This window comes from Mesorhizobium monacense (assembly GCF_056781675.1).
This window is the reverse complement of record NZ_CM165567.1, coordinates 3,113,733-3,128,435: the sequence shown is the minus strand read 5'-3', so window position 1 is coordinate 3,128,435 and position 14,703 is coordinate 3,113,733. Positions and strand designations below refer to the sequence as shown.

The 14,703-nt window shown below is 63.4% G+C and carries 14 protein-coding genes; 5 read left to right on the top strand and 9 right to left on the bottom strand.

All coding sequences use genetic code 11. The annotated features are described in order from the left end of the window. Positions 1 to 15: 15 nt before the first annotated feature. Both AC1RUK_RS15040 and AC1RUK_RS15035 read left to right on the top strand, forming a co-directional pair. Positions 16 to 1,296 carry a D-arabinono-1,4-lactone oxidase gene (locus tag AC1RUK_RS15040; protein ID WP_481834991.1) on the top strand — a complete coding sequence of 427 codons (1,281 nt, stop codon included), beginning with the start codon at positions 16 to 18 and terminating at the stop codon, positions 1,294 to 1,296. Continuing rightward, positions 1,293 to 2,426 carry an alanine racemase gene (locus tag AC1RUK_RS15035; protein WP_481834992.1) on the top strand — a complete coding sequence of 378 codons (1,134 nt, stop codon included), beginning with the start codon at positions 1,293 to 1,295 and terminating at the stop codon, positions 2,424 to 2,426. The genes AC1RUK_RS15040 and AC1RUK_RS15035 overlap by 4 nt, the downstream gene beginning before the upstream one ends. A gap of 4 nt (positions 2,427 to 2,430) precedes the next feature. On the opposite strand, the gene AC1RUK_RS15030 is transcribed toward AC1RUK_RS15035, so the two are convergent. Then, on the bottom strand, positions 2,431 to 3,225 hold the full coding sequence (locus AC1RUK_RS15030) for a class I SAM-dependent methyltransferase (protein ID WP_481834993.1): 795 nt from the start codon (positions 3,223 to 3,225) through the stop codon (positions 2,431 to 2,433). 74 nt (positions 3,226 to 3,299) lie between these two features. Here AC1RUK_RS15030 and AC1RUK_RS15025 point away from each other — a divergent pair, with 74 nt between their 5' ends. Beyond that, positions 3,300 to 4,154, top strand: a complete 855-nt coding sequence (locus AC1RUK_RS15025; protein WP_481834994.1) for an ATP-grasp domain-containing protein — start codon at positions 3,300 to 3,302, stop codon at positions 4,152 to 4,154. Positions 4,155 to 4,219: 65 nt separating this feature from the next. Continuing rightward, positions 4,220 to 5,158: a bifunctional helix-turn-helix transcriptional regulator/GNAT family N-acetyltransferase gene (locus AC1RUK_RS15020; protein WP_481840288.1), complete on the top strand. Its 939-nt coding sequence runs from the start codon at positions 4,220 to 4,222 to the stop codon at positions 5,156 to 5,158. 80 nt (positions 5,159 to 5,238) lie between these two features. Here the strand turns inward: AC1RUK_RS15020 and AC1RUK_RS15015 are convergent, their stop codons facing one another. The 7 genes from AC1RUK_RS15015 to AC1RUK_RS14985 all read right to left on the bottom strand — a co-directional run bounded on the left by AC1RUK_RS15015 (position 5,239) and on the right by AC1RUK_RS14985 (position 12,687). Beyond that, positions 5,239 to 5,865, bottom strand: coding sequence for an imm11 family protein (locus AC1RUK_RS15015; RefSeq protein ID WP_481834996.1), 627 nt, complete (start codon positions 5,863 to 5,865; stop codon positions 5,239 to 5,241). 394 nt (positions 5,866 to 6,259) lie between these two features. Further along, a complete protein-coding gene (locus AC1RUK_RS15010) occupies positions 6,260 to 7,093 on the bottom strand; it encodes a GyrI-like domain-containing protein (protein ID WP_481834997.1) in 834 nt (277 codons plus the stop codon). Positions 7,094 to 7,206: 113 nt separating this feature from the next. Then, complete coding sequence (locus AC1RUK_RS15005) at positions 7,207 to 8,226, bottom strand: LacI family DNA-binding transcriptional regulator (RefSeq protein ID WP_481834998.1); 1,020 nt, start codon at positions 8,224 to 8,226, stop codon at positions 7,207 to 7,209. 69 nt (positions 8,227 to 8,295) lie between these two features. Beyond that, positions 8,296 to 9,405, bottom strand: a complete 1,110-nt coding sequence (locus AC1RUK_RS15000; protein ID WP_436174374.1) for an ABC transporter ATP-binding protein — start codon at positions 9,403 to 9,405, stop codon at positions 8,296 to 8,298. A gap of 30 nt (positions 9,406 to 9,435) precedes the next feature. Then, positions 9,436 to 10,308, bottom strand: a complete 873-nt coding sequence (locus AC1RUK_RS14995; RefSeq protein ID WP_481834999.1) for a carbohydrate ABC transporter permease — start codon at positions 10,306 to 10,308, stop codon at positions 9,436 to 9,438. Next, positions 10,301 to 11,227, bottom strand: coding sequence for a carbohydrate ABC transporter permease (locus AC1RUK_RS14990; protein WP_481835000.1), 927 nt, complete (start codon positions 11,225 to 11,227; stop codon positions 10,301 to 10,303). The genes AC1RUK_RS14995 and AC1RUK_RS14990 overlap by 8 nt, the downstream gene beginning before the upstream one ends. Positions 11,228 to 11,385: 158 nt before the next feature. Beyond that, the gene (locus AC1RUK_RS14985) at positions 11,386 to 12,687 is read right to left on the bottom strand and encodes an ABC transporter substrate-binding protein (RefSeq protein WP_436174377.1); all 1,302 of its coding nucleotides are present in this window, start codon (positions 12,685 to 12,687) and stop codon (positions 11,386 to 11,388) included. Between the two features lie 462 nt (positions 12,688 to 13,149). Here AC1RUK_RS14985 and AC1RUK_RS14980 point away from each other — a divergent pair, with 462 nt between their 5' ends. Beyond that, complete coding sequence (locus tag AC1RUK_RS14980) at positions 13,150 to 14,505, top strand: mechanosensitive ion channel family protein (RefSeq protein ID WP_481835001.1); 1,356 nt, start codon at positions 13,150 to 13,152, stop codon at positions 14,503 to 14,505. On the opposite strand, the gene AC1RUK_RS14975 is transcribed toward AC1RUK_RS14980, so the two are convergent. After that, complete coding sequence (locus tag AC1RUK_RS14975) at positions 14,498 to 14,680, bottom strand: hypothetical protein (RefSeq protein ID WP_481835002.1); 183 nt, start codon at positions 14,678 to 14,680, stop codon at positions 14,498 to 14,500. The genes AC1RUK_RS14980 and AC1RUK_RS14975 overlap by 8 nt on opposite strands. Positions 14,681 to 14,703: the final 23 nt, after the last annotated feature.

The window sequence follows — 14,703 nt, the reverse complement described above, 5'->3', positions numbered from 1 at the left end:
CGGGAGGAGGGCGCCTTGTCGACCACCTGGAGCAACTGGTCCGGCTTCGTTCGCGCCGAGCCGAAACTGATCGCCAGCCCGGCCGACACCAATGAGCTTGCCGATCTGGTGCGCGGCGCACCCGGCCCGCTGCGCGTCGTCGGTGCCGGCCATTCCTTCACGCCGCTGGTGAAATCCGAAGGCACGATCGTCTCGCTGGAGAAGATCGAGGGGCTGGTGTCGCACGACGCGCAGAAACATCAGGCGCGTGTGCGGGCAGGGACCAGGCTCGGCCCGCTGATGCAGCTGCTGCAAGGCATCGGCCAGGGCCTGCCCAACATGGGCGACATCGACCGCCAGGCAATCGGCGGCGCGCTCGGCACCGCCACCCATGGCTCCGGTCCGACGCTTGGCGCCTATCACACGCAGCTGGAGACGGTGCAGATCGTCGACGGGCTGGGCAAGCTGCGCGAATACTCCAAGGCAGGGGATCAAGAGACGATCCATGCCATCGGCGTCGCGCTCGGCGCCTTCGGCCTCCTGACCGAAGTGACAGTGAACAACATGCCGACCTATCGGCTGCGCCGCCGCAAATGGGTGCTGCCGATCGCCGACATGCTGCGCGACTTCGAAAAGATGATGAGCGCGCATCGCTCGGCCGAGTTCTACTACATTCCGTTTTCCGGCTACGCGCAGTTCATCGCCAGTGACCTGAGCGATGCAGCGACGACGCTGCGGCCGACCGAGGGCGACGAGGCGGGGCTGCAGACGCTACGCCGGCTGCGCACCGCACTCCGCTGGCTGCCGTCGCTGCGCCGCCGGCTGATCCTGGGCGCCATCGCCAAACTGCCGGCCGAGGATTACGTGCAGGACTGGCTCAACGTCTATGCCAGCGACCGACAAACCCGCTTCAACGAGATGGAATATCATCTGCCCTTCGAGGAGGGGCCGAAGGCGCTGGCCGAAATCATCGCGCTGACCGAGACGCACTTTCCCGCAGTCTATTTCCCGATGGAGGTGCGCTCGGTGGCAGCAGACGAATTCTGGCTCTCGCCGTTCTACAAAAGGCCCACCTGCTCGATCGCCATCCACCACGATGCGGCGAACGATCCATTGCCGTTCATGCGCGCGGCCGAACCGATCTTCCGCAAATATGGCGGCAGGCCGCATTGGGGCAAGATGCACAGCCTGAAGGCGGCGGATTTGAAGAAACTCTATCCGCGCTGGGACGAGGCGATGGCGGTGCGCCGCGACATCGATCCGCAAAACCGTTTCGTGTCGCCCTATATGGCCGGCCTGTTCGGCATCGAGACATGAGCGCCTATTTCGCCGCGCTGTCGCAGGCGTTGAAGGAGGCCGGCATCTTCCAGCCCTGCCTGCTGCTCGACCGCGACAGGCTGGACCGCAATATCGCTCTGGTGAAGGAGAGACTGGACCCTGGCCTTGCCGTGCGGCTGGTCGACAAATCGCTGGCTTGCGTGCCGTTGCTGTCGCACATCGCCAGGGCGCTCGGCACGAACCGCTTCATGACCTTTCATCCGCCGGTGACGCAGGCCGTGCTCGATGCCTTTCCGGACGCCGACATGCTCTATGGCAAGCCGATGCCGGTCGGTGCGGCGAGAGCCATGCTGACGAAAGGCCGAGTGGAGTGGTCGCGCGTCTGCTGGCTGATCGATACGAAAGAGCGGCTGGCCGAATACGGCGCGCAGGCGGCCGAACTCGGCATCGAACTGCGCTTCGCTTACGAGGTCGATGTCGGGCTGCACCGTGGTGGGTTCGCGAGCCCGGAAGCCTTGAAGGGGCTATCGATTCCCGAACGGCTGCATTGTCAGGGCATCATGGCTTATGAGGCGCATGCGCCCGAGATTCCCGGCCTGTTCGGAGGCCAGGACGGAGCGCTGAAAAAGGCCTCGGCACTGACCAAGGAGTTCGCCGATTGCCTTGGCGAGGACCAGCGCCGCATCCTCAACATCGGCGGTTCGAAGACGGCGCTGCTGCATAATGGCGGGGTGGCCAATGAAGTGTCGATCGGCTCCGCCTTCGTGCTGCCCAGCGATTTCGACAAGCCGGGGCTCTCCGGCTTCCAACCGGCCGCCTTCATCGCGACGCCGATCCTGAAGGCGGTCGAGCCGGTGCTGCCCGGCCCGGCAGCCCTGTCGCGGATACTGCAAACGCTCGGCCTGTTTCCGCGCAAGGGCTGCTACCTCTATGGCGGCAAATGGATGGCCGAGCCGGTGTTTCCCGACGGCATGAAGACCAACGGCCTGATCGGCCTGTCCTCCAACCAGCAGTTCATGGGCCTGCCCGGGGATGCAATGGTCAAACCGGGCGACTACGCGTTTCTGAGGCCGACGCAGAGCGAGGCGGTACTGCAGCATTTCGGTTCTATTGCCGTGCTTTCCGGCGGCAAGATTGTCGACCGCTGGCAGGCTTTGCCGATGGGGTGAGTATCTATCGGCGCGGCTGCTCCAGCACCAGCAGCGGGCAGCGTTCGGCCATGCCGTAGGTCCCGGTCGGGGCGAGGCGGACACGGCTGAAATGGCGGCTTGCCTCCTCAACCAGCATTGCCGCGGTGGCGAAGCTGTAGCTGGCCTGCGACGTCGTATAGACATCGATGGTGCCGATGACGGCCATGTCCCAGCCGGTGGCCAGGGCAAGCTCCTCGCGGTCGGCAAACAGTGTGTCGAACGCCTCGAGGATCGCCTTCACCTTGATGGCGCGGTCCGGGTCGCCGCCGGTGCAACTCATGGCGATCCGCCATTTGAGTTCGTGGAAGGTGGCGACGCCGCCGGCCATGGTGAGTTCCCGCACGGCCCCTAGATCGTCCGGCGCCTCGGGGCCGGCGAACAGGCGCAGCCCGGCCCGTCCGCCCGGTTTCAGCACGCGCCCGATTTCGGCAAGCAGGTGAAGTCTCGCGGTAGATGAATCAAGCGCCGACAGGCAGCCGTCGCCAATGACGGCATCGACGCTATTGGAGGCAATCGGCAGGTCCAGCCAGTTGCCGATCACCGCCTTGCGCGTGTCGGTGTCGCCGGGCCAGATGCCGGAGATCATGGCTGCGGATTCATCGACAGCCAGCATCGTCTTGCCGAGGCCGGCCAATTCCGGCGTCACGCCCAAAAGCAGCACATCCGCCGATTGCAGTTGGAGTTCGCGCTCATAGGTCTCGACCGCCACCGGCGGCGGCCGCAGCGGCGGGCCGAGCAACTGCCAGTGGCGGCGAATTGCATCCCAGTGGCTAGTCATGCAAAACGGCTCGTTGGCTGGTGGTGCACTGGATAGGTCCCGCTGAATGCCTGCTTCGCGCGGTTGGAGAGATCGTGGTCCGCATCGCGGTGATAACGCATGAATACGACCGGTTCCAGCACCGGCGCGGCATGCTGCGGCGTTGGGGCAGCCCCTATATGCTGTTCGACATACTGGCGGAGCTGAAAAGGCGCGGCCATTCCGTTCGCATCCTGCCCGGGCCTTCGACCAGACATGATGCCGATATCGCCGTTCTCCATGTCGACGCGACGTTGACGCCGGCCGACTATGTCGACTATGCGCGAGGCTTTCCCTTTTGCCTCAATCTCGGTGCAAGCGACATCTCCAAGCGCCGCATCAGCGGCGCTGTCATCGATCAGGATGACGACTGGTCCGGTCCGGTCATCGTCAAGAGCAATCTCAACCACCAGGGAACGCCCGAGCAACAGCTCAACCGGCACTCCGTGCGCGCCGGCAAGGCAATTCCCTTTCCGGGTAGCGAGGCCTTCGAACAGTACCAGATCCGTGCTTCGCTGGCGGATGTTCCTGCGGAAGTTTTTGCGCGCACCAATCTGGTCGTCGAGAAATTCATCCCCGAAGCGGAGCCGGACGGCTTCGCGGCGCGGTTCTGGATCTTCTGCGGCGAGCGCGAGCGCTGCACCCGCTACGTCTCGCCGCAAAGTCTGGTCAAGGGCGACGACACCATTCGCCGCGAGCCGGTTCCGGTCCCCGACGAATTGCGGGCGTTGCGCCAGAAGCTCGGCTTCGACTACGGCAAGTTCGACTTCGTCATGCATGAGGGCAGGGCGGTGCTGCTCGACGCCAACAAGACCCCCGGCCGGGCGAGGGCCCTGTCGAAGATCATCGCCGCCGGCACGGCGAATCTGGCCGATGGCTTCGAGGGGCTGATCCGCCAGGCCGTCAGATAGGCAGCAGCTATTTACTTGACTAAGTCAACTAAATGATCGATCCTGTCCCCGACAGGAGAAACGCCATGACCCTTCATCACCAACCCGGTAAGGAACGGATCGACGCGGTGCGGGCCTTCAATCGCTTCTACACCCGCCAGATCGGGCTGCTCGAAGAAGGGCTCCTAAAAAGCGCGTTCTCGCTGACCGAAGCGCGGGTGCTCTACGAGCTGGCGCATCGCGACGGCCTGACCGCCACCGACCTTGTCCGCGACCTTGCGCTTGACCCCGGCTATCTCAGCCGGCTGCTGAAGAAGTTCGAGGAGCGCGGCCTGGTCGAGCGCGCCGCCACCGAGGCCGATGCGCGGCGCTCGTCGATCGCGCTGACGCCGGCCGGAAGGCAGGCCTTCGCGCCGCTGAATTGGGATTCGCACGATCAGGTCGCGGCCTTGCTCGATCGGCTGCCGGCATCCGACCAGGACAGACTGGTCAAGGCCATGCAGACGGTGCAGCGCCTGCTGGGCGGCGACGGTGCCGAGCCTAAAATTCCCTACATGCTGCGGCCGCTGCAGGTCGGCGATATCGGCTGGATCGTCAGACGCCAGGGCATGCTCTACGCGCAGGATTATGGCTGGGACGAGACCTACGAGGCCTTGGTCGCCGAGATCCTCGCGGCCTTCGTCAAATCCTTCGATCCGAAATGGGAGCGCGGCTGGGTCGCCGAGCGGGAAGGCGAGGTTGTCGGCTCGGTCTTTGTCGTGCGCAAGTCGGACGAGGTGGCGAAGCTTCGCCTGCTCTATGTCGAGCCCTCGGCGCGTGGTCTCGGCATCGGCAGGCGGCTGGTCGATGAGTGCGTGAGTTTTGCTCGTGCGAAGGGCTACAAGACGCTGACGCTGTGGACCAACGACATCCTCGTCTCGGCGCGCCGCATCTACGAGGCGGCAGGCTTCAAGCTCGCCGAGGAAGAGCGCCACCATTCCTTCGGCAAGGATCTGGTCGGCCAGAACTGGAACCTGGACCTGTAAAGCCCGCTGATGTTCAGGAGAGGCCGGCTCGGAAACCACCTGCTTGCTCGCTTCGCGCCGTCTTCGACTCCGAGCCGTTCCTAGTCAGCTTCGACAATGCGGCAGGCGCGGAAACCAAAGACCCTGCTCATCTTTGCCGCCCGTAGCGCTTGGGTCAGCCGGTCGCTCAGGAAGAAAATGCGTTTCAACGGCGGACTCACCCACAGATCGGGGCCTTCAAGGGCAGCCCGCCCAACGGCCACCTCGTCGTCAAGAAGATTTGGCCACATTCTGAAACCGCCGATACCGTACTCAATGACCCTCTTTGAATGTTCGCGCAGGAAAGCATCCTTGCGCTCGCCGATGTTGAGGCAAAAATACTCACCTTCGACCGGCGTGTTGCGGTCATGCTGGAAAAGCTTGATCGGGTAGAGCGACGAATGGCCGAGATCGAATTGCCGCAGCACATCGGCGCAGGCCGCCGAGACCACCACTGCGCCCGCAGCAAGCACGAGATCCGCCTGCTTCTTTTCTTTCTTGTCCGGGTACTTGGCGAATATCTCCTTCGGGAAATGCTCTGCCGACATTCGTTCGCCTGTTTCGTTCAATTCAGCCATCTGGCCGAGGTTCATTCCCGTCGGCAACGGATCAGCGGTGAATCCCTTGATGCGTGACGAGTCCATGAAGGCGCGGCTGGCCCAGACCCGTGCGTTTTGAGACTGCGTCATTGCAGCGATAATCTCCTGGACTTCAATTTCCGAGCCATTTCTATTAAGTAACTTGCATTTAAAGAGTTTACCAGATTCGACATAGTATCCTCTCTTCGATTTCTTTGACCCTCGGGACCTAGGCCTTCAGACTCTCGCCCAGAAACGTTTCTTGCCAGATGACGAGCGCATTCGGTTTTTGTGAATTCGCCTTGACTGGACGCGTCGGCGCGCGGCCTCGGCGTAGCCAAGCGGCTGGTGGATGCGTGCACACCATTCCTTCGGCAAGGATCTAGTCGACTAGGACTGGAATTTGGAGTTTTAGCGTTGGTCCGGCCCTTCGCTATGGCTTCGGGCGTTCGTCGCTTCAATCGACAAAACGTTGTCGATTGATCGGCCTACGGCCGACCGCTCCTCACCCCTTCACAGGGATCCAGATCTCCAGCCCGCCATTGCCGCTGCGCGGATCGAATTCGGGGCCGTAGCGCTCGAACTCCGACGCATCCGCGATCTCGTGGCCGGAGACCGGCAGCCATTTGTTCCAGATCGTGTTGACGGTGCGGCGGATAGTCGAGATGTGCTCGCGATGCGAAAATACCGCGTACTTCTGCGCCGGCACGCGGACGCGGAAGAAGTCCTTCGGCAGGTCGGAGAAATCGGTCACCTCGACGCCTGCAATGTAATCGAAATTGCCGGCATCGTCGCCGTTGACGCAGACGCCGTAGGCGACGTCGCGGATCTCACCCGGAATGTTGCCGATAAAGGGGCCGAAACGCTGCCACTGCATCGGGATCGCCGCGCTGCTCTCGCAGCTGTAGCGTTCGCCGAGGCCGGCGATGAGGAAGGGGCGGCTGGTCTCGAAGCGCGGCGGCTCGAGGCTGGCAAGCAGGGACTGGTCCATCAGGATCGGCTCCACGAGATCGAGATTGTCGAGGCTGCCTTTTGCGCGCACCAGTTCCGGTGTGGTGGCGAACTGGTCGCGGAAGGCGCGGGTGAAGGCCTCATGCGAGTTATAGCCGGCGTCGAGCGCGACCGAGAGGATGTCGGGCGCGCCGGAGGCTAGCTTGCGCGCCGCTTCGCTCAGCCGGCGCGCCCGCATGTAGCCCATCACCGAGCGGCCGGTCGCAGCGCCGAAAGCGCGCGTCACGTGGAAGCGCGACACGCCGCTGCTTTGCGCGACATCGTCGAGCGAGACCGCTTCCGGCAGATGGCTTTCGACGAACCACAGCGCCTTCTCGGTCGGGTTCATGTTTCTCCTCGCATTGGCCGGATGATGCTGCCGTTTCCTGGCGCGGCCAGTTTGATCGAAATTGCGCAGCGCGCAAAATCGCGCTCGCATCTCGGCGCGATCCGCCAGGCGGTTCAGGAAACAGCCGGAGCCGCGCAAGAGTTCCTTGTGACGAGGGTCGATTTCAACCTGACGGAACGGGGTGCCGTGTGCAATCCGCCGATCCGCTCGACAAGCATCTGCGCGGCCCTGCGGCCAATCTCGTCGCAGGGCTGCGCCACCAGGGTCAGCCGCGGGTCGAAGTAGTTCGCCCACTCGAAGTCGTCGAAGCCCGCAAGCGATATGTCCTGCGGTATTCTGAGGCCCGCATTGCGGATCGCGGCCACGGCGCCGATCGTCGTCTGGTTGTTTCCGGTAATGATGCCGGTCGGCCGGTTTGCCAGCGCCAGCAGGGCAGCGGTCGAACTTTGGGCGGCTTCGAAAGTCTGGTTCGATGGTTGCACCAACGCCGGATCGAAGGCGATCCCGTGACGCTTCAGGCCGAGCCTGTAGCCTTCGATGCGCTCGGTGGTGGTACTGAAACCGGCATGGCCGCCGATCATGCCGATCCGCCTGTGGCCGAATTCGGCCATATGCGAAACCAGATTGGCGACGGCCTGCTTGTTCTCGACGCCGACATGGTCGAAGGCCGACGCCGTGTACCTGTCGACGAGTACGGTCGGGATGCCGCTCCTTTCCAGATAGCGCACGGTCGTGCTTTCAGGATCGCCGCACGGGGCCAGGATGATGCCGTCCACCCGTCGTTCCTGCAGCGCCTGGACGACGGCCAGCTCATGGCCAGGCTCGTCGCGCGTGTCGGCGAGGAAAACCAGCAGGCCAAGCCGGGCGCACTCGTTCTCGATGGCGCAGATGATGTCGCTGAAATAGGGATTGGTGATCGCCGATATGGCGATGCCGACATAGTTGCTGACCTTGCGTGCCAGCGAGCGCGCCAGCGCGTTCGGCTGATATCCCGTCGCAGTGATCGCCTCGTTGACGAGAGCGGTTTTCTCGGGGCTGACGAGGCGCGTGCCGTTGATGACGTGCGACACGGTGGAGGTGGACACTCCGGCGCGGCGGGCGACGTCGCTGATCGTTGCAGTCGCTCTCGCCATCCCTTTACCCTCGATGCGGCACCCGCCTGCCGGGAACCGGTCCCCAATCGCCGGTCCGCAGCCGACTATTCATTGTTGCCGGGCATAATCAATGAGGTTTTCGCCGCTGTCGCCGTTGAAGTAATGGACGTGGTCCATATCGATGGAAAACAGCCGGCTTTCCCCAAGCTTTGAACGGTCGCTGGGCGGCAGCCGCGCGATGCATCTGTGATCGCCGGCGCTGAGGTCGAGAAGAATTTCGTGGCCGAGATGCTGGACCACGTCGACATTGAACGCGATCGAATCGGCCCCCGGGGTGGCGCCGGGCTGCAGGATCCTGAAATGCTCCGGCCGCACCCCCAGCGTGACCGTTTTTCCCTGCTGGCCGGCAAGCGCCGCGCGCCGGCACTCCGGAACCTCTATCCGCAACCGGCAAGCCTGGTCCAGGAGGGCTTTGCCGTCGTAGACCAGGCGCAGGAAGTTCATGGCGGGCGATCCGATGAAGCCGGCGACGAACTGGTTGGCCGGCCGGTTGTAGACCTCGAGCGGGGCCGCCGCCTGCTGGATCTTGCCGCCGTTCATGACCACGATCTTGCTGCCCATGGTCATCGCCTCGGCCTGATCGTGCGTGACATAGACGGTCGTGGTTCCGACCTCCTGATGCATCTTGGTCAGGAAACTGCGCGCCTCGATGCGCATCTTTGCGTCGAGGTTGGACAGCGGCTCGTCCATGAGGAACACGCCGGGCCGGCGCACCAGCGCCCGCCCGAGCGCGACGCGCTGCCGCTGGCCGCCGGACAGCGCCTTGGGCAGTCTGTCGAGCAGGTCATCGATGCGCAGCCGCTGCGCCACCTGCCGTATCTGCGTTTCGATCTCGGCTTTCGGGGTTTTCCGGATCTTCATGCCGAACGCGATGTTGTCGCGCACCGTCATGTGCGGAAACAGCGCGTAGGACTGGAACACCATGGCGATGTCGCGGTCCTTCGGCGGCAGCGTGGTCACGTCGCGCGCGCCGATGCGCAGCGTGCCGCCGGTGATCGATTCAAGACCTGCGATCATGTTCAGCGTCGTCGTCTTGCCGCAGCCGGACGGTCCCACCAGCACGGTGAATTCGCCATCGGCAATGTCCAGGTTCAGCCCGGACAGAACCGGCACCATCGCATAGCGCTTCTCGACGTCCTTCAGGGACACTTCAGCCATTACAAAGTCCTTGTTCCACAGTCATCGAAATCAGCCCTTCACGGCGCCGGAGAGATTGCCGCCCGAGATCTGCCGGTAGGTCAGGATGAACAGGATGACGATCGGCAGTTGCGAGATGACGAGGCCCGCGGCCGGCAGGTTGAAGACGGCAAGGTAGCGGTCGCTGTTCAGCTTCAGCATGCCGACCGTCACCGGAAAGTTCTCCTCGCTGTTGAGGAACACCAGCCCGAACACGAACTCCTTCCAGATGGCGATGAAGTTCAGCGTGTAGCCGACCAGGATGCCGGGAACCGACAGCGGCAGGATCACCTTCCAGAAAACCTGGAAGTCGGTCGCGCCCTCGACATAGGCGGCCTTCTCGATTTCCGGCGGGATGGTCGTCATGAAGCCGCGCAGGATCAGCACTTGCAGCGGCATTCCATAGACGCCGTGGACGATGACCAGGCCGATCTTGGTGTCCAGCAGGTGGAATGTGCGCAGCGTGTCGTAAAGCGGGATCAGCACCGTCTGCTGCGGCAGCATGAGGCCGGTCAGCAGCAGGCCGAAGATCCACTTGCGGCCAGGCACGTTCATGCGGCTGAGCGCAAAGGCCGGGACCAGCGCCAGTGTCACCGCCAGCGCCGACCCGGCCGTGGCATAGATCAGGCTGTTCCTCAAAAGCGTGCCGAAACCGAGCCCGAACCAGACGTCGATATAGGGCTGGATGGTCGGCGACCTGGGCAAGGCGAACGGCCCGGCCAGGAACTCGGCGTTCGACTTGATCGACGTCATCACGATCAAAAGCAGCGGTCCGAGCCACACCGCCGCCAGCACCAGCATGAGCAGGGTCGCGGCGAGTTTGGGCAGGACCGAGGCGAGGTTGCCGCGGCGCGTTGCGCCGGCGTTCAGGGTCGCGTCAGACATCGAAGGCACCCTTCAGGACCTTGCCGAGCAGGACGGCTGCCAGCGACCCGGCAATCACCAGGATGACGACGCTGAGTGCCGCGCCGTAGCCGAAGCGGGAGTTCCAGAAACTCTCCATGTAGACGAGATAGCCGAGCACGTTGGTCATGCCGAAAGGGGCGCCCTTGGTCAGCACGGCGATCAGGTCGAAGGCGCGCAGCGATTCAAACAGCGTCAGCATGACGATGATCGCGGTGACGGGGCGCAGCTGGGGCAGGGCGACGCTGCGGATCATGCGCCAATGTCCGGCGCCCTCGATGCGCGCGGCGTCGAAGGTTTCCTTCGGAACATCGCCAAGGCCGGCGAAGTAGAAGATCATTGGCATGCCGGTGAAGGCCCAGCCCGAAATGACCGCCAGCGTGTAAAGTGCGATGCGGTAGTCGCCGAACCATTCATGCACCAGGAAGCCGAGCCCGACCGAGCGCAGCAAGGTGTCGAAGGCGCCGAACACCGGATTGAGGATGAGCAGGAACATCAGCCCGACCGCGATCAGCGACATGGTCACCGGAAAGAAGACGATCGTGCGCAGGAGCGATGGCGCAAACACCAGCCGCGCCTTCATCACATAGGCGATCAGGAAGCCGAGCGAGACCGGAAACACCAGCGACACGACCAGCCACTTGGCGTTGTTGACCAGCGCTATGTAGAAATACTTGTCGTGGAGGAGGTAGGCGTAGTTGGCCAGGCCGATGAATTTCTTCTGCGGCGCCATGCCGTTCCATTCGAAGAAGCTGAGGCAGATCGTGTAGACGATCGGGTAGCCGATGAAGCAGGCGAACACCAGCAAGGGCACGGCGACCCCGAATACGGTCACGAACACATGCCGGCGGGCGAAGCCGATGAAGGTGCCGTCATCGAAGCGGCTTGCGCTGCTGGCCATGGTTACGCCTTTCGATTGATTGCGGAAATGGACGGGTGGCGTCCGCGTCGCGTTTCGTCGGCACGCGGGCTCCCGCCGTTGCGGCGGCGCACCGAAGCGCACCGCCGCCGGGGAGGACGCGGAAGAAGCGCGTTGCACCTCTCCCGCTCGGTCATCGCCTAGGATTTCTTGACGCGCGCCGCCTCGTCCTCGGTCAGCTTCATGGCGTCTTCGGGCGACATGGCGCCGGCCAGCACCCCCTGGACGCCGTCGAGGAACTTGTCCGAGATCGCCGGCGGCGTGGCATGGTCGACATGCATGAAGGTGAACGAGCCGGACTCCGCCATCGCCTTGCCGAGGCGCTGCTCCATCTCGCTCAGCCGCGACAGGTCGGAATTGACGTTCGACGGGAAAGGCTTGTCGATCTCAAGCTTCTTGCTCATCGCTGCGTCGGACACCATCCAGTCGAGGAACTCAGCCGCGGCATCCTTGTTCGGGCTGTTCGCATGGATCATGATTGTGTCCTCGGCGAACACCGACATCACCGGCTTCTTGCCCGGGAAGGCCGGCATCGGGAAGAAGTCCATTGGCACGACGCAGCATTGCGGCTGGTCGCCGCGGAAGCGGCCGAGATTGAACGAGCCCTGATACCAGTGCAGGCCGTGGCCTTGCGTCCACGGCACCATGGCGGGCCCGAGATCGATCGAGTTGAACGACGGCTCGAACATCCCGTCCTCGGCCAGTTTCTGCATCATCGCGGTGACATCGACGGCGCGCGGGTCGGTCCACGGAATGGTGCCGTTGATCAGCCCGTCATAGACGTCCAGACCATGCTTGTTGACCAGGATCGCCGACCACATGAACTGCGAGGGCCATTTCTTCTGGTTGGCCAGCATGAAGGCGGCAAGGCCGGCTTCCTTGCCCTTCTGGGCATTGGCCATGAGTTCGTCCCATGTGGTCGGAACCTTGAGGCCGAGCTTCTCGTAGATGTCCTTGCGGTACCAGACCACCGAGGCGCACATCTCGGTCGGGACGAAATGCTTCTTGCCGTTGTAGACCGACAGCGTCACGCCGGCCGGATTCAGTTTCTTGTCCCAGCCATATTTCTCGTAATAGGGGGTCAGATCTGCGGAGAAACCGTTGTCGACGATCTCCTTGCCGCGTCCGCCTTCCCAGGAATAGAAAAGATCCGGCGGATTGCTCGAGGACAGTTCGATGGTCTGCTTGGTCTTGTAGGTCTCGCCGTCGACGCTGGCGCCGGTGACATGAACCCGGTCGCCGTTCTTCTTGTTCCATTCGTCGATCAGCCAATTGGCGTAGACCTCCGAAGACGGCCATGGCGCCCGGTAGAAATACCTGAGTTCGGCGGGTGCTGCCCGCGCCATCTTGACCCCTGACGCAGCCGCCACGGCGGTGGCGCCAAGTGCCGCCGAAGCCTTCACGAAGGTGCGGCGAGACAGTCCGTTCTGCTTGAAGTTCATCGGTTCCTCCCGTTCGGTTTGACAATTCACAGGCAGCATCAGGCCGCCACGAAGCGCGGGGCGCGACGTGTGCCGGCAAGGGCTGTTGCTGATCCTCCGAAGGCGAATACGGCTATGCGGGTCTGCAGCGCCAAATTCGTCACGGAGATTGAATTAATCCAATCGAAGCGCTTGCGCAAGCGCTTCGATGGATGATTTTACACATTTTTTCGCGAGACTGGTCGGGCGGCGGCGAGCCGGCGATACCTGCAAGCGTCGGGCAAGACGATGCGCTTGTACATGCGGGTGTGGCGCTGCAGAAAGGCCTGCCAACCTCGTCGCCGGCCGTCAGTGGCCCTTGCTGCGTTTTTGTTCCGCCGCTGCCGCTCACAAGGCCGCCCCGAAGGTCGGCTTGACCAATCACAAGGCCGACGACATTGTGGACCGCGAAGTTGCAGTTCGTAGCCAAGTGGTCGTGTGGCAATGGATTTTCGCGACGCCATCGATAGATCGCTGGCCTGGGCCGGCGGATGGTTCGACTATGCCGCCACGCCGTGGTTTGTCTATCAGGCCGCCATTATCGTCTCGCTCTTCCTGGTGGCGAAGCTCGCGGCGCTGCGGGTCGAGCCGCTCGTCGAGAACCAGGCGCGCCAGATCAAGGGCCATCCCGGACTGCTGAGGCTCGTCATCGCGCTGTTGCGGCGCACCGACTGGATCCTGTTCACGGTTCTGCTGTTTGCCGCGCTCAACCTCTTGCGCGCCATCACCTGGCCGAGCCGCACCCATCTCCTCCTCGTCGTGTTATTGCTCTCGCTGGCGTGGCTGTTCGCGACCGTGCTGTCGCGCATCATCCGCAACCGCCTCGTCGCGCGCACGCTCGGCTGGCTAGCATGGATCTACGCGGCCCTTGTCATACTGGGCGTCGGTGACGAGGCAGCCGCTTTCCTCGACAGCCTCGCAATCCCGCTGGGCGCGGTGCGCCTTTCGGCGCTCATGGTTCTGAAGGCGGCGCTGCTGCTGGTCGCTACTGTCTGGCTTGCGGTGGTCACCGGCAATTACATCGATGAGCGCGTCCGCATCTCGGAGGAGCTGACGCCGTCGATCCGCGTCCTCGTCGGCAAGGTCGCCAAGATCGGCCTCGTGCTGGTGGCCGGCGCCGTCGCACTCTCCGCCGTCGGTCTCGACCTGACGGCGCTGACGGTGTTTTCCGGCGCCGTCGGTGTCGGTCTCGCATTCGGGCTGCAGAAGGTCGTCTCGAATTTCGTCTCCGGCGTCATCATCCTGCTCGACAAGTCGATCAAGCCGGGCGACACCATTTCGCTCGAAGGCACCTTCGGCTGGATCCGCGAATTGCGGGCGCGCTTCGTCTCGGTGGTGACGCGCGACGGCCGCGAATTCCTGATCCCCAACGAGGACTTCATCACCCAGCGGGTCATCAACTGGTCGTTCAGCGACAACCTCGTGCGCCTCGACGTGAACTTCGGCGTCTCCTACGACGCCGATCCGCACAAGGTGAGCGAGCTGGCGATAGAGGCCGCCATCAGCGTCGGCCGGGTCGAGGCCGACCGGCGGCCGGTCTGCTGGCTGACCGACTTCGGCGACTCCTCGCTGAACTTCGTCCTGCGCTTCTGGATCCGCGACCCCCAGCAAGGCCTGACCAACGTGCGCGGCAAGGTGTTGCTGGCGCTGTGGGACACATTCAAGGCAAACGGCATAAGCATCCCCTATCCGCATCGCGAGATCATCATGAGAGAGGCGGGCGGGCCGCCAAGGGCGCCGGCAGGGACGTCGAGATCATCCGACGACCCGCCGCCGGCGGGACGCAGGCATATCAAATAAGGCGGTTGCTTTCCGCAAGTTGACGCGCCCGGCGCACCGTGCCGTCGGTGTCGGCGAGCTTTCGTCTTGCGGCTTCGTCGCTTCTGATCGTCAGTCGCTTCGACAGGACTTTTGCGGCTTCGACGATCGGCTCGACCGTTACGACAGGGGCGTCCGGGGTTTTCATGAACCTCATGCTTATTGTCCTTCTGGCAAAAA